This is a genomic window from Streptomyces sp. NPDC059534, assembly GCF_042743475.1.
Classification (GTDB): domain Bacteria; phylum Actinomycetota; class Actinomycetes; order Streptomycetales; family Streptomycetaceae; genus Streptomyces.
The window spans coordinates 1-18,276 of sequence record NZ_JBHWAQ010000072.1 but is presented as its reverse complement, the minus strand read 5'-3'; the positions used below and the strand labels follow the sequence as shown (position 1 = coordinate 18,276).

General features: G+C 67.9%; 16 protein-coding genes, 1 tRNA gene and 2 pseudogenes. 7 read left to right on the top strand and 12 right to left on the bottom strand.

What is annotated here, in order from left to right; genetic code table 11:
* Nucleotides 1–95: 95 nt before the first annotated feature.
* Nucleotides 96–464 carry a hypothetical protein gene (locus ACFVZH_RS38455; RefSeq protein ID WP_384905022.1) on the bottom strand — a complete coding sequence of 123 codons (369 nt, stop codon included), beginning with the start codon at nucleotides 462–464 and terminating at the stop codon, nucleotides 96–98.
* A gap of 532 nt (nucleotides 465–996) precedes the next feature.
* Here ACFVZH_RS38455 and ACFVZH_RS38450 point away from each other — a divergent pair.
* Both ACFVZH_RS38450 and ACFVZH_RS38445 read left to right on the top strand, forming a co-directional pair.
* A complete protein-coding gene (locus ACFVZH_RS38450; protein ID WP_384905028.1) occupies nucleotides 997–1,818 on the top strand; it encodes a L,D-transpeptidase in 822 nt (273 codons plus the stop codon).
* Nucleotides 1,782–3,512 (top strand): IS1182 family transposase, encoded by a 1,731-nt coding sequence (locus ACFVZH_RS38445; RefSeq protein ID WP_384905026.1) that lies wholly within the window; start codon nucleotides 1,782–1,784, stop codon nucleotides 3,510–3,512. The genes ACFVZH_RS38450 and ACFVZH_RS38445 overlap by 37 nt, the downstream gene beginning before the upstream one ends.
* 210 nt (nucleotides 3,513–3,722) lie before the next feature.
* Here the strand turns inward: ACFVZH_RS38445 and ACFVZH_RS38440 are convergent, their stop codons facing one another.
* From ACFVZH_RS38440 to ACFVZH_RS38420, 5 genes and pseudogenes are all read right to left on the bottom strand, one after another.
* A complete protein-coding gene (locus ACFVZH_RS38440) occupies nucleotides 3,723–4,802 on the bottom strand; it encodes a polyprenyl synthetase family protein (protein ID WP_384905020.1) in 1,080 nt (359 codons plus the stop codon).
* 41 nt (nucleotides 4,803–4,843) lie between these two features.
* Nucleotides 4,844–5,992, bottom strand: a complete 1,149-nt coding sequence (gene ispG / locus ACFVZH_RS38435; RefSeq protein WP_384905018.1) for a flavodoxin-dependent (E)-4-hydroxy-3-methylbut-2-enyl-diphosphate synthase — start codon at nucleotides 5,990–5,992, stop codon at nucleotides 4,844–4,846.
* A complete protein-coding gene (locus ACFVZH_RS38430; RefSeq protein WP_384905016.1) occupies nucleotides 5,989–6,990 on the bottom strand; it encodes a 4-hydroxy-3-methylbut-2-enyl diphosphate reductase in 1,002 nt (333 codons plus the stop codon). The genes ispG and ACFVZH_RS38430 overlap by 4 nt, the downstream gene beginning before the upstream one ends.
* A gap of 96 nt (nucleotides 6,991–7,086) precedes the next feature.
* Nucleotides 7,087–8,127, bottom strand: a complete 1,041-nt coding sequence (locus tag ACFVZH_RS38425) for a terpene synthase family protein (RefSeq protein WP_384905014.1) — start codon at nucleotides 8,125–8,127, stop codon at nucleotides 7,087–7,089.
* 772 nt (nucleotides 8,128–8,899) lie between these two features.
* Nucleotides 8,900–10,406 (bottom strand): annotated as a pseudogene (locus tag ACFVZH_RS38420) (ISL3 family transposase).
* A 400-nt stretch (nucleotides 10,407–10,806) separates the two neighbouring features.
* Between ACFVZH_RS38420 and ACFVZH_RS38415 the strand changes: the two are divergent.
* A tRNA-Lys gene (locus ACFVZH_RS38415) sits at nucleotides 10,807–10,880 on the top strand.
* A gap of 414 nt (nucleotides 10,881–11,294) precedes the next feature.
* On the opposite strand, the gene ACFVZH_RS38410 is transcribed toward ACFVZH_RS38415, so the two are convergent.
* The 4 genes from ACFVZH_RS38410 to ACFVZH_RS38395 form a co-directional block, all read right to left on the bottom strand.
* Entirely contained in the window at nucleotides 11,295–11,498 is a 204-nt protein-coding gene (locus tag ACFVZH_RS38410; RefSeq protein WP_384905012.1) for a cold-shock protein, read from the bottom strand.
* An 833-nt stretch (nucleotides 11,499–12,331) separates the two neighbouring features.
* Nucleotides 12,332–12,604: a hypothetical protein gene (locus ACFVZH_RS38405; RefSeq protein ID WP_384905010.1), complete on the bottom strand. Its 273-nt coding sequence runs from the start codon at nucleotides 12,602–12,604 to the stop codon at nucleotides 12,332–12,334.
* Nucleotides 12,604–13,083 carry a single-stranded DNA-binding protein gene (gene ssb, locus ACFVZH_RS38400; protein ID WP_384905008.1) on the bottom strand — a complete coding sequence of 160 codons (480 nt, stop codon included), beginning with the start codon at nucleotides 13,081–13,083 and terminating at the stop codon, nucleotides 12,604–12,606. Before ssb ends, ACFVZH_RS38405 begins: the two co-directional genes overlap by 1 nt.
* Before the next feature lie 72 nt (nucleotides 13,084–13,155).
* A complete protein-coding gene (locus ACFVZH_RS38395) occupies nucleotides 13,156–13,314 on the bottom strand; it encodes a hypothetical protein (protein WP_384905024.1) in 159 nt (52 codons plus the stop codon).
* Between the two features lie 684 nt (nucleotides 13,315–13,998).
* On the opposite strand from ACFVZH_RS38395, the gene ACFVZH_RS38390 reads away from it, so the two are divergent.
* Complete coding sequence (locus tag ACFVZH_RS38390) at nucleotides 13,999–14,262, top strand: hypothetical protein (protein ID WP_384905006.1); 264 nt, start codon at nucleotides 13,999–14,001, stop codon at nucleotides 14,260–14,262.
* A 14-nt stretch (nucleotides 14,263–14,276) separates the two neighbouring features.
* Here ACFVZH_RS38390 and ACFVZH_RS38385 read toward each other — a convergent pair.
* A pseudogene (locus tag ACFVZH_RS38385) lies at nucleotides 14,277–15,208 on the bottom strand (IS5 family transposase).
* A 66-nt stretch (nucleotides 15,209–15,274) separates the two neighbouring features.
* Here ACFVZH_RS38385 and ACFVZH_RS38380 point away from each other — a divergent pair.
* The 3 genes from ACFVZH_RS38380 (at nucleotide 15,275) to ACFVZH_RS38370 (ending at nucleotide 17,281) form a co-directional block, all read left to right on the top strand.
* A complete protein-coding gene (locus ACFVZH_RS38380) occupies nucleotides 15,275–15,877 on the top strand; it encodes a hypothetical protein (protein ID WP_384905004.1) in 603 nt (200 codons plus the stop codon).
* 458 nt (nucleotides 15,878–16,335) lie between these two features.
* Nucleotides 16,336–16,737 carry a DUF6245 family protein gene (locus tag ACFVZH_RS38375; RefSeq protein WP_384905002.1) on the top strand — a complete coding sequence of 134 codons (402 nt, stop codon included), beginning with the start codon at nucleotides 16,336–16,338 and terminating at the stop codon, nucleotides 16,735–16,737.
* Nucleotides 16,738–16,747: 10 nt separating this feature from the next.
* Nucleotides 16,748–17,281, top strand: a complete 534-nt coding sequence (locus ACFVZH_RS38370) for a hypothetical protein (protein WP_384905000.1) — start codon at nucleotides 16,748–16,750, stop codon at nucleotides 17,279–17,281.
* 11 nt (nucleotides 17,282–17,292) lie between these two features.
* On the opposite strand, the gene ACFVZH_RS38365 is transcribed toward ACFVZH_RS38370, so the two are convergent.
* Nucleotides 17,293–17,589: a hypothetical protein gene (locus ACFVZH_RS38365; RefSeq protein ID WP_384904998.1), complete on the bottom strand. Its 297-nt coding sequence runs from the start codon at nucleotides 17,587–17,589 to the stop codon at nucleotides 17,293–17,295.
* Nucleotides 17,590–18,276: the final 687 nt, after the last annotated feature.

Genomic DNA, 18,276 nt, shown 5'->3' with positions numbered 1-18,276 from the left:
CTCCTCGGCACCGTCCACAACCTCAGCAAACTCCTCGCCGGCACCGCAAAATCGCGCTCTTGACTCCCGGACGGGAGAAGTCGTGCGACAGCCTCTCACCCACCCCGCCCTGGCCGCATAACCCCCGTCCGCTGCGGAAAGGGAGCCGCCTCGGCCTCTCCGTGGCGGCGGTCGCGGCGCAGGAGAGCGCGCAGGCGTGCCTGGTGGAGGGTCAGGGCTGCCAGGGTCTGGGCAGGAGTGTTCCGGCGCGGGGGTGTTTCCGGGACTGGGTATTTTTGCCCGGCGATCTGCAGGACGCACGTGGGCTGGTCGGCGGCCGGTGCGGTATGCAGGGTGATCGCGAAGGGCTGGGGAGGGTCGTGGGGCAGTTCGGCCGCGAGCACGATGACCGGCGTGCGGCGTCCCGGCCGGGCGCGCCGGTAGCCGACCACCCTGCCGTCCAGGAGCAGCTCCGCCTCGCACATGCCATGGAGTGTGGCAGAGCGTGTCTACACCGTAACGGAGCAGCCGGCGATATCGAGGTGGAAACGGCGCACCCGGGCCACATCACACCTTCCAGGGGGGCAGGACGGCATATTTCCCGGCCGGATCGGCTACTTCACCCCACAGACGACCCGCCACCACAGAAAGTACATTCCTCTCCTATCGCCTGGAAAGGGGCACCGGTGATGCCCTGGTGAAGGAGCATGTGAGGGGTACGGCCTTGAAACGACCCGCGCACCGCTCACTTCGACCCCGTGGCGGTGCAGCACGCCCACTTCCCGCCGACGGCAACGGGCCGCTCTGAGCAGGGACCTGCTCCTGCTGCCGCTTTGAGGTTCAAAAGACGGCTTTCGAGTTCACCGGAGAACTGGCTGCCGTTCGCGTCGAAGAGTTCTGGCCGCGCTGTGTGCGCTTCTGCTCCTGGCGGCCGGCTCGCGCCGGCCGGCAGACGCGGTGATCATTCAGGCACAGGCCGGTATATCGGTGTTGTCGGTTCTCGTGCGGGAGGTGGGCATGTCTGCGCGTGCCTGGTGGGTGCGGGGTGCTTGGTCGGTGTCCGCGGGGGTGATGCTCTTGGCTCCTTCGATGCACTCCGGTGAGGAAACAGCCCGGGCCGTGTTCCGGGACACGGACCGGACCGCCGCCACGCCTGGTGTGTCTGTCCGGTCCGGCAGCGTCTCTCCTGCCGCCCCGGGTGCACCGTGGGCGGGGACCGCCTCCCGGCCGCTGTTCCGGGCTGGTGCGCGGTCGGCCGGGGCTGGGGTGCTGGCCGTCCGGTTCGGTCCCGGGCCGGGTGTCTATGGGGTGGGGCAGCCGCTGACCGCCCATCTGAGTCACCCGGTGCCGCGGGGTGACTGGAAGGGGCGGGCGGTGGTCGAACAAGGGCTGCGGGTCACCTCCGTCCCGCACGCCGGAGGGTCCTGGCACTGGGTGGACGCGCAGACTCTCCACTTCCGGTCCTCGTGGTTCTGGCCCGCGCACGCGGTCATCACCGCCCGCAGCGCCTTGGACGGGGTGAAGATCACCGGCGGGTTGTACGGCGGCCGGTCACAAGCGCTGAGGATCACCACGGGGGACCGGGTTGAGGCGGTGACCGACGTCGCCCGGTTCTCCATGACCGTCTACCGCAACGGCCAGGCGGTCAGGACGATTCCGGTGACCACCGGCAAGGAGGGCTACCGGACCCGCACCGACTCTGTTGCACATTTTGCTGCGGGTGCTCGTCGGGTCGGGGATGATCGTTCCGTTGGGTTCTGCCGGGTTGTTGCGGGGCCCGGGGAGGACGGTGCTCGGTGTCGATGCGACAGCAGGGGTTACCAGAGGTCCCGGAGTTGACGGCGGCGGTGGCCGCGGTGGTGTTCCCGGACGGCTCGCTGGCGATGCGGGTTCGGGAGGAGTTGGCGGGGGTGTTCGCGGACGAGCCGTTCGCGGAGGCGTTCGGTGCGCGCGGGCCGGCGGGATTGTCGCCGGGGATGCTGGCGCTGGTCACGGTGTTGCAGTTCGCGGAGAACCTGACCGACCGGCAGGCCGCGGAGGCGGTGCGTGAGCGCCTGTCGTGGAAGTACGCGCTGGGACTGGAGTTGACCGACACCGGTTTCGACTTCACGGTGCTGGCGAGGTTCCGGGCTCGGCTGGCCGGGCACGGCCTGGAACGCCTGGTCTTCGACCGGCTGCTGGAGCACTGCCGCACCAAGGGCCTGGTCGGCGCGGGCGGGAAGCAGCGCACGGACTCCACGCACGTGATCAGTGCGGTGCGGGACCTGAACCGCCTCGAGCTGGCCGGGGAGAGCGTGCGCGCCGTGCTGGAGGCGCTGGCGGGCGCGGCGCCGTCCTGGCTGGTGGGCCGGTTCGGGGCTGAGCGGGTCGCTGAGTGGGAGCTGCGGTATGCGGCCCGCGTGGATTCCTGGCGGCTGCCGTCGTCGAAGACCAAGCGGGACCGGCTCGCCGAGGTCTACGGACAGGACGCGCTCGTGCTGCTGCGTGCAGTGCGCGAGCCGGATGCCCTCGCCTGGCTGCGCGAAGTGGAGCCGGTGGAGCTGCTGCGACGGATCTTCGTGCAGACCTACCACGTCACCTGCGACGCCCGGGGAGGGGAGGTGGTCAGGAAGCGGGAGGCCGACAGTGACGGCGTCCCACCCGGCCAACTGCGGCTCGCCTCCCCCTGCGATGCGGACGCCCGCTGGTCGGCGAAGGGAGACGAGCTGTTCTGGTGCGGCTACAAGGTCCACCTCACCGAGACCTGCGACACCGACGGTGCGGGCGGCACTGACGGCACCGCTCCTGCCGCGGCCGGAGCCCCGAACCTGATCACGGACGTGGCCACCACCGCCTCGACCGCGCCGGACGTGACTGCCACCGCCGCCATCCAGCACCGCCTGGCCGAACGCCAGGTCAAGCCGGGCGAGCACTACCTCGATGCCGGCTACCCCTCCGCCGACCTCGTCACCGACGCGGCCCGCGACGGCATCACCATGATCACCCCGCTCCTCGGCGACCACTCCCGCCAGGCACGGGAGGCCGAGGGCTTTGACAAGGCCGCGTTCCGGATCGACTGGAACACCCGCCAGGTGACCTGCCCCGAGGGCAGCACCAGCACCGGCTGGTATCCCGTGCAACAGCACGGCCGCGACGCCATCGTGATCGCCTTCGCCGGCAGTGACTGCCGCCCCTGCCCCTCCCGCGAGCGGTGCACCGCCGCCGTCCGGGGCAGCCGCATGCTCACCCTGCGGCCCCGCGAGGTCCACGAGCACGTCGCCGCCGCCCGCGCCGAGCAGAAGAGCGACACCTGGCAGGCCAAGTACGCCCTGCGTGCGGGTGTTGAGGGCACCATCAACCAGGCCCTCGACGTCACCGGGATGCGCCGGGCCCGCTACCGCGGCCTGCCCAAGGTCACCCTCCAGCACGCCTTCTCCGCCACCGCGATCAACATCATCCGGCTCGACGCCCACTGGGCCAGCCGCCAGCCCCACCGCACCAGACGATCCTGGACAAGCCACCTGTCCCGCCTCGTCTACCAACTCGCCGCGTAGCACCAGCCAAAATGCGCAACAGAGTCCAGGGCCCCGGCCAAAGCGGTGAGCTCCTCTGCGGTCAACGCATCGAGATCACGCGGATGCATGACATCCGGCAGAAGTGACCTGAAACCCTGTTCTACGGGTGAAGCCGGACAGAGCGGTGGAGTTTTCCTGAAAGAGGTCACGGCGTCTGTGGCAGCCAAAGGTATCGGTTCCATGCGTGGGCTACTTCTCCCGGCGGACGATGTATGCGGCGAGTGCGGCAAAGTGCTCCCGCACCATGTCCGGCATGGGCACCTCATCCAGGGCGGCGAGAGCGGTCTTGTGCTGACGGCAGGCCTCCTCGTGCGTCCAGGCGCGGCCGCCGGCCTCCTCGATGAGGGCGGCGCGCTCGGCGAGCTGCTGCTCATCCTCGTAGCCGCGGCCTTCCGGGTCGGCGAGCAGCTTGGTGAGGCGGCGGGAGGCCCGCCCGCCCTCGGCGAGGGCGGCCGATACCGGCAGTGACTTCTTGCGCTGGCGCAGGTCACCCCAATGCGGCTTGCCGGTCACCTGGGGGTCGCCCCAGATGCCGAGCAGGTCGTCCACCGCCTGGAAAGCCAGCCCCAGGTGGTGACCGAAGCGCTCCAGCGCCTCGACGACGGCGTCGTCGGCACCGGCCAGCACCGCGCCGATGGAGGAGGCGCAGGCGAGCAGGCCGCCGGTCTTGTTGCCCTCCATTTCCAGGCACTCTTCAATGGTGACCCGGTCATGGTGCTCGAAGGAGAGGTCCTGCGCCTGGCCGTCGATCATCCTCCGGGTGGCGACGGTGATCCGGCGCACCGCGCGGGCGGTGTCGACGGTCCGCACGGCCGAGTGGTCTGGCGCCTCCAGCAGCACCTCGGTGGCTAGCGCGCACAGAGCGTCGCCGACCAGGACCGCCTGGGCGGGGCCGAAGACGGTCCAAGCCGTCGGGCGGTCGCGCCGGGTCTCGTCGCCGTCCATGAAGTCGTCGTGCAGCAGCGAGAAGTTGTGCACCAGCTCGATGGCGGCGCCGCCGATTGCACCCGTCTCCAAGGAGGCACCGACGGCCTGGGCGGAGAGCACCGCCAGGGCCGGCCGCACCGCTTTGCCCCCGTCTCCGACGGCGGGCTGGCCGTCGCGGTCGGTCCAGCCGAAATGGTAGGCGGCGATGGTGTCCATGGGGGTGGCCAGCCGGCCTATGGCCTCGCGCAATCGCGGGGTGCACAGGGTGCGGCCGCGCTCCAGGAGGGCCGGCACCGCAAGATGCGGCAAAACATCAAGGGAGCGGTAAAGAATATCTGTCATAGGGACAACCTCATTGCGTGGTCGGTGCTTGGCTCTTTTCATCAGCTCACGGGCAAGACGATCGGCTCCCCCTCCCCGTCCATCTGCTCGGCGATCTTGAGCGCCTCTTCGATGAGCGTCTCGACGATCTTCGACTCGGGGACGGTCTTGATGACCTCGCCCTTCACGAAGATCTGGCCCTTGCCGTTGCCGGAGGCGACGCCGAGGTCGGCCTCGCGGGCCTCGCCCGGTCCGTTGACGACGCAGCCCATGACGGCGACGCGCAGCGGGACGGTCATGCCGTCGAGGCCGGCGGTGACCTCCTCGGCGAGCTTGTAGACATCGACCTGGGCGCGGCCGCAGGACGGGCAGGAGACGATCTCCAGGCGGCGCTGGCGCAGGTTCAGCGACTCCAGGATCTGGATGCCGACCTTGATCTCCTCGACCGGCGGCGCGGAGAGCGAGACACGAATGGTGTCGCCGATGCCCTGGGAGAGCAGGGCGCCGAAGGCGACGGCCGACTTGATGGTGCCCTGGAAGGCCGGGCCCGCCTCGGTGACGCCGAGGTGCAGCGGGTAGTCGGACTGGGCGGCGAGCTGGCGGTATGCCTCGACCATGACGACCGGGTCGTTGTGCTTGACCGAGATCTTGATGTCGCGGAAGCCGTGCTCCTCGAAGAGGGACGCCTCCCAGAGGGCGGACTCGACGAGCGCCTCGGGAGTGGCCTTGCCGTACTTCTTCAGCAGCCGCGCGTCCAGCGAGCCCGCGTTGACGCCGATGCGGATCGGGGTGCCGGCGTCGCCGGCCGCCTTGGCGATCTCCTTGACCTTGTCGTCGAACTGCTTGATGTTGCCCGGGTTGACGCGGACGGCCGCACAGCCGGCGTCGATCGCGGCGAACACGTACTTCGGCTGGAAGTGGATGTCGGCGATGACCGGGATCGACGACTTCCGGGCGATCGTGGCGAGCGCGTCGGCGTCGTCCTGCGTGGGGCAGGCGACGCGCACGATCTGGCAGCCGGAGGCGGTGAGCTCGGCGATCTGCTGGAGCGTGGCGCCGATGTCGGACGTGCGGGTCGTCGTCATCGACTGCACGGAGACAGGAGCGTCACCGCCGACCGGCACGTTCCTTACCATGATCTGCCTCGACGGGCGGCGGGGGGCAAGCGGCTTGACCGGCACGGACAGAATACCGAGGGAAATCGCGGTCACGCTTCTGCTCCCTGCTCGGTGGTGGGATGAGCTCTCCCCAGCAGTTCCGCGCGGCTCTGCCGCAGCTCTCGCGGCAGGGCAAAATGCTGGGTCTCAACCGCGGTTCTGACCGTCTCGACGTCGGCGTAGCCGCGCTCGGCGAGGAACTCAAGGACGCCCTCGATCAGGATCTCGGGCACTGAGGCGCCGCTGGTGAGGCCGACGGTGGTGACGTTCTCCAGCCATGCCTCGTCGATCTCGTCGGCGAAGTCGACCAGATGGGCGGACTTGGCGCCGTACTCCAGGCCGACCTCGACCAGGCGGACGGAGTTCGAGGAGTTCTTGGAGCCGACCACGATCAGCAGGTCAACCTCGGGCGCCAGCCTCTTCACCGCAACCTGGCGGTTCTGGGTGGCATAGCAGATGTCGTCGCTGGGAGGGCTCACCAGCAGCGGAAAGCGCTTCTGCAGCTCCCCCACGGTGGCCATGGTCTCGTCCACCGAGAGGGTGGTATGGGAGAGCCAAACCACCTTCGACTCGTCGCGGACCTGCACCTGCGCCACGTCCCCCGGGCCGTCCACCAGATGAATACGGGCCGGGGCCTGCCCCATGGTGCCGATGACCTCCTCGTGCCCCTCATGCCCGACAAGCACGATGTCGTAGTCCTCCTCGGCGAACCGCACAGCCTCCCTGTGCACCTTGGTCACCAGGGGGCAGGTGGCGTCGATGGTGGCGAGCTTCCCGCGCTTGGCCTCGTCGTGCACGCACGGCGCGACGCCATGCGCCGAGAGCACCACGATCGATCCCTCGGGCACCTCCTCCGTCTCATCGACGAAGATCGCGCCCTGCTTCTCTAGGATCTGCACGACGTACTTGTTGTGGACGATCTGCTTGCGGACGTAGATCGGCGCCCCGTACTGCTCCAGAGCCTTCTCCACAGCGATCACAGCGCGGTCCACGCCTGCGCAGTAGCCGCGAGGTGCAGACAGCAGCACACGGCGCCTTTTCAAATCATTCATGGCTTTCTTTCAGCCACCCTCGAATAGTATTCACCGGCCTATTGCGAGAATATGTCACGAATCGAAGAAGGCTGGCTGGCGTATTAGCGTTTCGGGTTAAATAAGCAGGTCTGCAACGAAGTCGGGGTTCGTTCGAGGAGTGGCACGTGCATGTTCTATCAGGCGAGTCGTCTCGCTCCAGTACCAAATTGCTACACCTGAAAGCCAGTTTCTCCCAAGGTCGACAGCCTTGAGGACGTCTCGGCGCGTTTCCTCAGGAACATTCATGGATCTCATGGTGTTGCGCAGCTCAAGTTCCGCTGCGATATTCTCTGAAATGCGCCTTCGAAGTCTTCCCTCGGCTAGGTCGACTGCGACCTGAAGATCCACCCCCATGTTACTGCGCAGGGCAACAACAAAGTTTATTGGATCGCCGCAAGACCAGTCCCTCTCGGCCGACCAGATATCATTGCACCAGCATGTCACATCGGCAATGCTGAGTATTAGCTCTTGATATGCGGGCGTGTGGTATATATATTCTGGAACTTCGACTCCGGCGCATATTTCTATGAGGTCAAGGTTGGCGTGGACAGTACTCCCGGCCCGCCGGACTGAGATAAAATCATTAACCGTTGGTACGGCTTGATCTTGGCGGTATGAATTTTCTGCGACTTGCCCAGCGAAAAGATACCTAAGGTGCCCTGCTAGGCGGTGATATCTCTCGGGTGAAACCTGAGAGGCGGTGCGCTGACACAGATCAGCAAACGCAGAGACGAGTGGCCCACCCGACCCTGGGGAATCCTCCCCGGAACTGAGCAAGGTGCGAGACAGGGAGCTATGCAGCTCTTCGAAAGCCCTGATCCGGTCAGTGAATATCGCATTATCCTGCTGATCATCCAGAATGAAAAAGAATGTCATCCACTGAGAGAGGAGCGCCAGGTCTTCTAGGTCAGCATCCGGACACGCCCTTGCAACCAGTTGGGCGTAAGCAAGCCTCTTGAAGTGATCGAAAGATTTGGAATCAGAAATGAGGTGATAGCGAAGGGCCCACTCCTGAGTCAAGTCATGAGCCAGGGATGAATTAACGTTCATTCGGACAGGGAATGGAATCTTCAGATCTTCGAAGGATGGGATCCTGAGTTCGCTTTCTGCATACATTCTTCCTCCGTGTTTTTGCTTTCGAGGCGGAAAATTCTATTTGATGCCATGCATCGGCGATCGCGAGGGGGTATTTCTCGCTGGATGGCTCGAAGGGCATATTTTGAGGACTGCCTGATCAGTCGCCATCGAGTGATCCTTGGGTCGCGACCTCTAGTCGCAACCGCTGCTCACAGCCCTTTGTATCGCTGTCGATAGTCACTACGAGGAGCCCAGCCCATGATCAGGCTGAATTCTCAGGCGCGCTTTGAGGGTACTTCGGGCGCCGGGGATGTATCGGGCCCTGCGGTTCCCACTTAATTCTGGTAGACCTTGCTCTGGATGCCTTAAACGGGAAGCAGCCATCGATTCCCGAGGTCGATGAAATACTTCGGAGAGGCTTCGCTTTCCTGGAAACGCTACACGGTAGTTGCATAGTTGAAATTAGACTGCGTGTAGCAGACATATTGAAGCGAGAGTATATCTTGCTCATTCCGGACCGGGCGAAGGTGGACTTGATCATTTGGCGGGCTCAGCTGAGTGGTGGGCTGTCATTACGTTCGTTTCGAACGACCGGTCGATCATCACCCGTACGCGGTTCCCAGAACGCCGGATCAGGCTTCATCTGACCCCGATTCGTCAGCAAGGTGCGGCTGCTGATCGGATTGGCGGTTTGCCCGTAATGTCCCCACGTCGTGCGGAACGGGCCGTCGCGTGACGCTGCGGCTGCGGGGAGTGGGTCTGTCAGTTCGAATGGCTCTGTCCCGTAATCGGTGGTGACGAGGGGTGACGGTCAGTGCAGGAGGATGCGGTGGCGGAGGAGGTCGAAGCCCGCGCGGCCGTGCATCTGCCTCATGATTCGTTTGGTGCGGGTGTTGACGCCTTCGGTCCGCCCATTGTGGTGCGGGAGGGTGAGGTCGGCGTTGACGGCTGCACGGTCGAGTTCGAGACCGTTCGCAAAGGCGTGGAGGTAGGGCAGCTGGGCCGTGCGGACGCCGACGATCCACGCGGTGAGTTTCTTGTCATTACCTGCGGCCGGCGTGAGGAGTTGTGCGAACTCGCGGATGAATGAGGCCAGTTGGGTCACCTCTGGACAAGACGCGGTGAGCTCGGCGAGGAGGCTTGTGTCCTTGTCCCGGAGGTGGTCGGGATAGGTGAGTAGGAGGCGGGCCAGCCGTCGCGGGGTGGTGACGGGCCGGTCGCCTTCGGCCCGGCCCTGGGTGATGTAGCGGTAGAGGAGGTTGAAGCTGCCGGTGTAGCCCTGCTCCTGGACCTCCCGGAACAGCTGTTTCACGGGGACAGCGGGGTCAGCCGCACGGCGTTCGCGCAGGTGGTCGCGGTAGGGGTCGACCAGCGTGGGCCGGTAACGCGGCGCCCGACGTAGGGCTTCGGGCTCGCGGGTGCGCGCGTATCGCTTGACGGTGTTGAGGGACAGGTTCAGGCGGCGGGCGCATTCGAGCAGGCCGACGCCCTTGCCGAGGAGGTCGTGGATCTGGTGCCAGCGTTCGCGGGTGGTCTGCTCGTGGACACCGGCCGGGCGGGGCGTGTTCGCGGTGGCCCAGCAGGCGCTGTGGGAGCGGACCTCGGCCAGGGTCTTCTCGCACAGGTTCTTCCACAGGTGCCAGCGGTCGCTGACCTGCACCGCAGCCGGCAGGGCCCCGACGCACGGCCTCCCCGTATGCGCCGGAGCCATCGCGGCAGACGACCTCGACGCCAGGGTGCTCGCGCAGCCACCGCTCCAGGGCGTCGGCGCCACGGCCCGGGAGTACGTCGATGCGTTCGCCGGTTTCGGCATCGATCAGGACAGTCGCGTAGCGGTGGCGGCGCTTGAGCGCGAAGTCATCGACGCCGAGGACGCGCGGCACCTGCACCACGGGCAAGGGCAGGCGGGCCAGAAGCCTGAGCGCTGTCGAGCGGGATATCGCCGCAGCCAGGACTCGGGAGAGGCGGGCGCCCGCCCGGCCCGCTAACTCCTTCACCACAGACCCGAGCTGGTCGGCGAGCCGGCATGTGCGCCGCTGATAGCGTTCGATCAAGCCTGGGACCTGTTCACGGAACGTCTGCCGAGGGCAGCCCAGAGCCGGGCAGACCAGGCGCCGGACCTGCACCGATACCACGACCCGCCTGCCGTCCGCCGGCACATCCGCGATCGTACGTCGGTGGATGCCGTGCACCCGCCCCGTCGGCTGCCCGCACACCGGGCACTGCACCGGATCGTCCCGCGTCCGGGCCCGTACCCGGATGAACTCGCCCTCGTCCGCCACATCCTCGACGACGAGCGATCCAAGTCCCGAAAACACCACGGACACAAGGTCGTTGACATCTTCCATGCACCGTCAACGACTACCGTCACCCCTCGTCACCACCGATTACGGGACAGAGCCAATCTTTTTATGGGGTGAGTTGGGGGCGTGCGCCTCGCAAGTCGCGGACATGTACGCGAGGGCAAAACCCACCTGCACGGGTGAACCGGAACGACCCCGGAAACGACGAATCCCCCGCCGGGACGGCGGAGGTTTGTCAGGCGGACGACGTAGCCGCGCGAGCGGGATCCTGCGCTCTCAGGGCTGGAACCGCGCCCGGTCCCCTGGACTGGGGAGGGAGGGGACCGGATCAGGCATCTGGCTGCGAGTGCAGGGAAATGCCGTACCGGCCTGCGCGATGCAGTGCGATGATCTATGTGTTCTCATCAGGGGCAAGGGGGCGGTAGCTCAGTTGGTCAGAGCTGCGGACTTTTAATCCGTAGGTCGTGGGTTCGAGCCCCACCCGCCCCACTGCAGCCCGCCCCGGCCCCCGCACCAGAAAGCGCGGCGTGAGGCGGGCAGTGGTATCGGCGGAGTTCGGGAGCAGGAAGCTGTTGCTCGCCCGTGGCCTCAGAATGGCTGCGGGTGGCAGGCGGGCGGGTATGGAAAAGTGATGGGTGCCGTTCCGGATCCGTTCCGCGGGCCGGCACCCACCCTGGCGTGGGGCTGCCACGTCCCGCCCGGGGGCGTTCCCCTATACGGCTATACGGCCTGTGCCAGCCAGAAGCAGAGGCGCCACCCGGGAGACGCTGTCCCGGCGGACTGTCGACGACAGTGCGGACACCCCAGCCGCCCGGTCTTCAGCTGCGAAAGACAGCCGCACTGCACAGACCGAGCAGTGCGCACCCGACGGCGCTGCCCAGGGGTCCACCGCGGTGGTATGTGCTACCGGCGGTGGACCTGGTCCGCCTGCGGTCCCTTGGCTCCCTGCACCACCTCGTACTCGACCTTGTCGCCCTCGGTAAGTTCCTTGAAACCGCTGGTCTGGATGGCGGAGTAGTGGACGAACACATCCGGACCACCGTCATCCTGCGCGATGAAACCGAACCCCTTCTCCGCGTTGAACCACTTCACCACACCAGTCGCCATCAGCCACGTTCCTCTACCCGTCCAGCAACACCCGACAGAATGCAGGCCGCACACTTCCCCCACGGCCCTGTGCGCCTCACACTGTGCCACCCGCAACCGGCAGCACACGCGAACGCCCCGCCCACCCCCGGACAAACGACTACAGAACGGCCGGGACGGCCGCCGGTACCCGCCATGCCGGTCCGGTCCAGCGGGCGGGCGGGCCGCTATAGTTTCCTTGATCGCCTCATCGGCCAGGGGGCCGTGCGCTGGACTCTTCCGCCTCAGTCGTCCTGTGCACGGCCTCTTGGGCTTTTCGGCACGAGGCACCGGCCACGCCACCTTCCCGGACCCGAGGGCCAAGATCATGGCGCGGCCCACGCAATCCCCGATACACCGGTGCCCATCCCACCCGGCACCCAGCCCAGGCCCCTCCTCCAACACCTCGCAACACATCCTCACCGCCGGCCCACACGCTGACTCACCGCATCACCCCCTGCCTGCATCGAGAACACCCGCAACGCGGGAAATAGGTCATATGCGGGGCTTGTTCGCTCCGATATGAGGGCTATCCCCGCACCGCGTTCCCCCCAGCCGCCGGCCTGCCGGGGTCTGCGGTGCGCGTACTGCCGTGACTGGGGCACCCTCGTCGCGCCCGACGGCCACGGCCTCATCCCCTGCCCCCACTGCCAGCCCGAGCTCCCGTCCCCGCCCGGACAAGACAGCCCAGACCCTCCGCAGTCCCCGGGATGAAGCGCGCCGCAGCACTCACCTGCCGGTTCCGGAGCGGCAGAACGCGGGCCCCGGGACGGGGAAGCCTTGCCGGGCCCCGCGGCCTTTGGCGCGGGTGCGTTCTACCGGGGTTGGCCGGGACCGGGGTCTGGGCTGCCGGGTGGTGTGGCCGGGGGCACGGCCAGGATGTTGCGGACCACTATGGTGTCCAGGCCGGTGCGTTCGGCGATCACCCGCACGGACTGTCCGGCCCGGCGGGCCTGCTGGATGGCCGTGGACAGGTCCCGGCGGGCCGCGGCCAGCGCCCGCTGCGCCGCGGTGACCGCGGCCGCGGCCGCCTCCAGCCCCGCCGCCCCGTTCGGAGAGGAGTGCGGGAGAGGGGGAATGTCGGGCATCAGAACGGGGGCTCCTGTGCGGGGGCGTCCTGCCCGGGGGCGGGTGTGGCGGGGCGGGTGGGGGTGGCGGTGGCCCAGGGGTCATCCGGTGCCGTCTCCCGCGTCGGAGCGGGGCGGGTGGTGCGGGTGATGGTGACGGTGGCGAACGTGAGGGCGGCGCCGACCTCCTCGGCGTCCAGGACCATCCGGGAGCGTTTCTCGCCCTCCGGGGTTTCCCAGCGGTCGGTGCGCAGCCGGCCCGCCACCACCACCCGGGCCCCTTTTGTCAGGGATTCGGCGGTTTTCTCGGCGAGTTGTCGCCAGCAGCTGCAGTCCAGGAACGTCGGTTCCCCGTCCCGCCAGGCGTTGGTCTCCCGGTCGAAGATTCTGGGGGTGGAGGCCACCGTGAACCGGGCCACGGGTAATCCGGCCGCGGTGAACCGCAGCTCCGGGTCATCCACCAGATTCCCGGTCACCGTCAAAGCAAGCTCATTGCGCATACCCGCAAGCTTCCCATCCCCCACCGACACCCCGGACCGGGCAGCGGCATCGCGGCCCTGCTCAGCCGCGGGTCAGCCCCGTGGCGTGGACCATTGCAGGAGGCGCTGCCGTTGCCGGGGGCCCAACCCGCGCAGTCGGCGGCTGGGAGCGATCCCCAGCTCGATGAGAAGCCTCTGGGCGCGGACCCTGCCGATCTGCGGAAGGGATTCCAGCAGCACCCCCACCGGCATCTTGAGCATGGCCTCGGAGTCACTGAGCTCTTTCAGAGTGGCCACCGATCGGGTGACGGCTACGTCCGCAGGAGGGAATCCCAGCCGCAGGTCGGAAGCCGGTCAACCTCAGAAGAGCGTTCACTCTGCGGAGTGGCTGCTGAAAAAGCTCACTGGCCAGTGCCTCGCTCAGCGAAAGTCGGCCCTGTTTGAGGGCCTCCCTGACCTCGGCACGCTCCCTGCGTGCGGCCAGCGCCTTGTCCAGGGCGGCCCGGCGCTGCTGGGCACTGAGCTGCGGTATGGCTCCCATCAACGATGATCCTCTCGTTCCAACGGGATGAAACGGAGCCATCATCACCCGCCTGCCAGCGCTTTGACCAGCACCTTCACCGCCGCAGCACCGGCGGCCCGCCTCGCTGTGCCCCTGCGGCGCCTTCTCGGCACGGGTTGGCGCGGAGCGCTGCCTGCGGCACGGCGAACACGCCGGCTGGACAAGGGTATCCATCCGGGTTTCGCTGGAGGTATGCCGCATTTGATGAGCGGTCGTGCGGCAGGAGCGGCCGGGCCCCGGGACAAAGACCGATGCCTGGGAGCCCGGCCCGCTGCACGCCACCGGGCCCGCGCGGGACGGCCCAGACAGGGGCAGAAGGAGGGCATGGTGTTAGGAGCTGTCCGGCCGATCATGCTGCTCGTTAGGGTGCTGGGGTGGCGAAGACGAGCGTGAGTAACGAGACGGACAGCATGCTCTGCCTGTGGGTGGAGCCGTGGGGAACCGATCACTGGATGCGTCCGGGTGAGGAGCTCACCGTCGTGACGCAGACAGCGCCCGAGGAGTCCCCGTTCAATGTCGTCGTTCACAGCCAGGGCATCACGGTGTGGGTGAATTCGGCCAACGATTCCGAGGTCTTCGACAAGAACGGCAGCCCGGCTCCGTGTGGGCACCAGCGTCCCGCCGATGCGGGGTTCTGAGGGTTCACTCCGGCTCAGGCACGGAGCCAGATGACGAGGGCTGCTGCTGTGGCCGTGCCGAGGAAGACGTAGCCGCACTTGTCGTAACGGGTGGCGACCGCCCGGGACTGCTTCAGCCGGTTGATCGCCCGCTCGACGGTGTTGCGCTTCTTGTAGCGGTCCTCGTCGAAGGCTGGTGGCCGTCCGCCGCGTGCGCCTTTGCGTAGACGGGCGGCCTGGCTGTCGGTCTTCTCCGGGATGGTGTGCCGGATGCCCCGCCGTCGCAGGTAATCGCGGCATGGCCTGTTGCTGTATGCCTTGTCAGCCGCCAGGCTGTCTGGCTTCCTGCGGGGCCTTCCCAGCCCGACACGGGGGACGCGGATCTTCTCCAGGACGGGCATGAACTGGGTGCAGTCCGCCCGCTGACCTGGCGTAACGATCAGGGACAGCGGGCGGCAGCGGCCGTCCGCGCTCAGGTGGAGCTTGCTGGTGAACCCGCCCCGCGAACGGCCCAGGCCCTCACCTCCAGCACCACCTCCACCAGGCGGGCGACAAGACTCTGCCACGGCGTCTCGCCCTGGTGTTCCCCCACTTCGGCCCCCTTTGAGCCGGGTACCGGCGGTGGATCGGTGCGGGCGCCGGCCGCATGCTGGTGCGCGCGGACGATGGTGGAGTCGACCGAGACATCCCACTCGATCTCCCCGGCCGCGTCGGCTGCGGCCTGGACCTGCTGGAGCAGACGCTCCCATGTCCCGTCGGCCGACCACAGCCGGTGCCGTTCATATACAGTCTTCCACGGCCCGAACCGTTCGGGCAGGTCACGCCACTACACCCCGGTCCGAACCCGGTGCAGAATCCCGTCGATCACCTGCCGGTGATCCCGCCACCGGCCACAACGCCCGTTGCTGACCGGCAGGAACGGCCGCAGCCGTTCCCACTCGGCATCACTCAGATCACCCCGCCCCATGTCCACATCAACGACCCGAACATGAAGCGGTCACATGATCGGCCGGACAAGTCCTACGCGGCAAGCTTGGGCGAGAAGGGCTTCACGGACATGCAGGACGAGCGGCGACTGTTCGCCATCACCCGTATGTGGACCTATGTCCCCTTCCTGTTGCCTGAGGACCGGGCTGGTCATGCCGCTCTGGGACGACCCGGGATCGGCGATCACCACTTCCTGGAAGATTTCGAGCGCCCTGCACCAGGAGAGAACGACACCGCCGTCATCCACCCGGCCACGATGTCCCCGCTACTGGTCTGGGCCTGCGGACGGTGGTCGACCTCTCCACGGACATCCTGGCAGCCTATCAGGAGTGGCAACGGCTTACATTGCGCATTCGGCCGCCGGGCGCAACGGTCCCAGGACAGGGACGCGTGCTGCGGGACTGGCTCCGGGATCAGCGGGAGACCGGCGGCTGACCAGTACCTTGCCGGCCTGCTGAACCTCAGCGAAGGACAGATCGTCCAGACCGCCCGGGACCACGCGCACGAGCTGGAGGGCCTCGAGTTCGCCGATGGCGCCCCCTTGCAGGTTGCCATCGCCGGGGCTGTCGATGGGCAGAGCTGGACGGAGGCCGTCGACTTCACCCAGGCCCGTCCCTGGCCGTCCACCTGTCGACCGCCGCGCTGGTGACGATCGGCTACCTGTCCGGGATGCGCCCGGAGGGGGTCCAGCCAAGGTGAGCCCAAAAGCCGCCACGGGATGATCTTGAAGTCCTGGCGAGGAAGCCCGAGTACGTCGTAGGCGAGCCGTAGGTGATGCGGGGAGCGGAACTCCGGAGGGCCGTGGTCGTTGCCTCAATGCAGACTCCACGAAGGCTATCGATGGCGGCCGAGGCACTGCGCGCGGTCCGTGCGGCCACCGGGCAGGAGAAGCAGCGGAAGCATTTATTCCGGGAGTTGGAGCGGCGTATTGGGCAGGCCCCGTGTAGAGCCGTTGTGCCCGCCGAAGGCCGCTTCGTCGGGCGGGAGGCTGAGGGTCGTGCCGCCGCTTCCCGCACCGGAGGGGGGAGGGTTCTGGGCTCCGCCGGACGTCGGGTGAGCGGCGTCGATAGCCTGCCGGGATGAGTGAGCAGATGGGGCGGGGCGGGCGTGCTTCAGGCCGAGGCGGCGATGGCCGACGGGGTGAAGCTGGACGACGACGCGCGGCACATGGCGTGGAAGGAACAGCTCAAGTCGGCCGGGGCGGGGTTGGACGATCCGGTGCGGCGGGTGGAGTTCATCCGCTGTCAGGTGCTGCGGGCCGGCACCCCGCTGAGGCTGATGGCACAGAACCAGGGGGCTGGGCCGATCCCGCTGTCCTCCGCTCACACGGCGACCGGCCTGCACCTGCTGCTCGGCGTGATCGCCGCCAGCCAGGATGCCGTCGCGCACGGCGATGTGGACACCCTGGCCGCGCAAGCCGGGCAGCTTCAGACGGCGCGTGAGGCGCTTCAGAACGCGATCGACAACACCGACCTGCTGCTGAACATGCTGAAGTCCGTGGGCCTGTAGGGAGACGCTGATGACGGGGACGCCCACGCCCGGCGACGTCCAGCAGTTCCGGGAACGGCAGCAGGAGGCCGCGGCGAAGAAGGCGCTCAAGGCCCAGCGGCGGGAGGAGAACGAGCGGAACCGTGCTGCCAAGCTCGCCCGCCAGGCCCGGCTCGCACTGCCGCCCGAGGAGCGTCTGGCCGCGACGGCCGCGAGCATCGACGCGAAGTGGACGATGCCGAAGGCGCAGGTCGACTCCGAGGAGGTCAAGGCCGCGCAGCGGGCCGCGATGACCCGTGTCGAAGTGGTCGAGGTGGTACGCGAGATCACCGTCGAGGTCCCCGCGCCGCCGCTGCCTGTCGGCTCGTACACCGAGTGCGAGGTGTGTGTCGGGCGGGGGATGCGCGCCCGGTACGGGCAGGTGCCGGCCGCCGCCGAACGCCTGGCCCCCACCGACGCCGGCGGGGTGGAGGTCGCCGTGATCGAGACGTGCCCGACCCACATCCCGTACGTGCAGGCCACGGCCCGGCGCCGGGGGTTCACCGCGCAGAGCGCCGCGGTGTGAAAGACGGGCCGTCAGGCAGACCGGGATACAGCAGAAAGGGATGGCCCTGGTCGCGGGGCGAGGGCGCTGACACGGCTCTCGTACTCGCGGCGGGCCTTGCATTGTGCGGGGGGGATGGCCGGGGTGCCGTCGAGGGGCTGGCATCGGGCGAGGAGTTGGTGGTGCACCGAGGGCACGGCGCGGACGCGGAGTGTGTAGCCCTGGCCGCGCCGTACGGGCATGCCCTGGTCGAGCGCGGCCCGCAGCTCGTCGTCCAGGTCGGCCGCGTGGAGGAAGTCGGCGACCTTGCCCGGCATGTCGAGGGTCACGGCCAGCTCTGGTGTCGGGGCGTCCTCGTGGCCGGCGGTGTGCTCGGGCAGGAGGTCGGCGACGGCCGTACGGATGGCGCCGCGGTTGACGCCGTGCTCGCGGGCGAGGCTGGCGATGGACTGGCCGTCCAGGTACGCCGTGCGGGCGACGCCCGCCCTTGCTGCCCTTGGCCTCGGCGGCCCGGAGTCCGTCGTAGGTCAGCTCGCGCTGGAGTTCGCCGGCGGCGGCGAGGGTCTGCACCATGAACTTCACGGTGGACAGCAGTTCGCCGGTGCGGGGGTGGCGGGCGGTGAGGTCCATGGCGGAGAACGCGCCGTCGTGGATGCTCAGGGCGAGGCGGCCTGTGTGGAGGACGTCGAGTACGTCGAGGATATGCCCGGTGCCGCGTACGAGGCGGAACATCTCGGAGATGTGCACGGTGTCGCCCGGCCGGGCGTAGCGAGCAGTTCGCCGAACTTCGGCCGCTCAAGGGGGTGGAGGCGGCTGGAGGTGCCAGCCTGTTCCTCGAAGATGACCGGGTTCTCGATCTCGGCCTCTTCACGCAGCGACTGCGGACGGGCCGGCCGATGCGCCGGCCGAAGGTCGCCGCTAGGCCCACCGGGCGGGGCGTCATCCGCGGCATGGTGTCCATCAGCGCCCGCCCTGCCGAGGTCGAGGACCGCAAGGTTCCCGGCCACTGGGAAGGG

What these genes read in the sequence shown, in the direction of transcription:
- ACFVZH_RS38455 (WP_384905022.1), bottom strand. Translation starts at nt 464, where the DNA reads ATGTGCGAGGCGGAGCTGCTCCTGGACGGCAGGGTGGTCGGCTACCGG.
- ACFVZH_RS38450 (WP_384905028.1), top strand. Translation starts at nt 997, where the DNA reads ATGTCTGCGCGTGCCTGGTGGGTGCGGGGTGCTTGGTCGGTGTCCGCG.
- ACFVZH_RS38445 (WP_384905026.1), top strand. Translation starts at nt 1,782, where the DNA reads ATGCGACAGCAGGGGTTACCAGAGGTCCCGGAGTTGACGGCGGCGGTG.
- ACFVZH_RS38440 (WP_384905020.1), bottom strand. Translation starts at nt 4,802, where the DNA reads ATGACAGATATTCTTTACCGCTCCCTTGATGTTTTGCCGCATCTTGCG.
- ACFVZH_RS38430 (WP_384905016.1), bottom strand. Translation starts at nt 6,990, where the DNA reads ATGAATGATTTGAAAAGGCGCCGTGTGCTGCTGTCTGCACCTCGCGGC.
- ACFVZH_RS38425 (WP_384905014.1), bottom strand. Translation starts at nt 8,127, where the DNA reads ATGTATGCAGAAAGCGAACTCAGGATCCCATCCTTCGAAGATCTGAAG.
- ACFVZH_RS38410 (WP_384905012.1), bottom strand. Translation starts at nt 11,498, where the DNA reads ATGGCGACTGGTGTGGTGAAGTGGTTCAACGCGGAGAAGGGGTTCGGT.
- ACFVZH_RS38405 (WP_384905010.1), bottom strand. Translation starts at nt 12,604, where the DNA reads ATGCCCGACATTCCCCCTCTCCCGCACTCCTCTCCGAACGGGGCGGCG.
- ssb (WP_384905008.1), bottom strand. Translation starts at nt 13,083, where the DNA reads ATGCGCAATGAGCTTGCTTTGACGGTGACCGGGAATCTGGTGGATGAC.
- ACFVZH_RS38395 (WP_384905024.1), bottom strand. Translation starts at nt 13,314, where the DNA reads ATGCCGGTGGGGGTGCTGCTGGAATCCCTTCCGCAGATCGGCAGGGTC.
- ACFVZH_RS38370 (WP_384905000.1), top strand. Translation starts at nt 16,748, where the DNA reads ATGACGGGGACGCCCACGCCCGGCGACGTCCAGCAGTTCCGGGAACGG.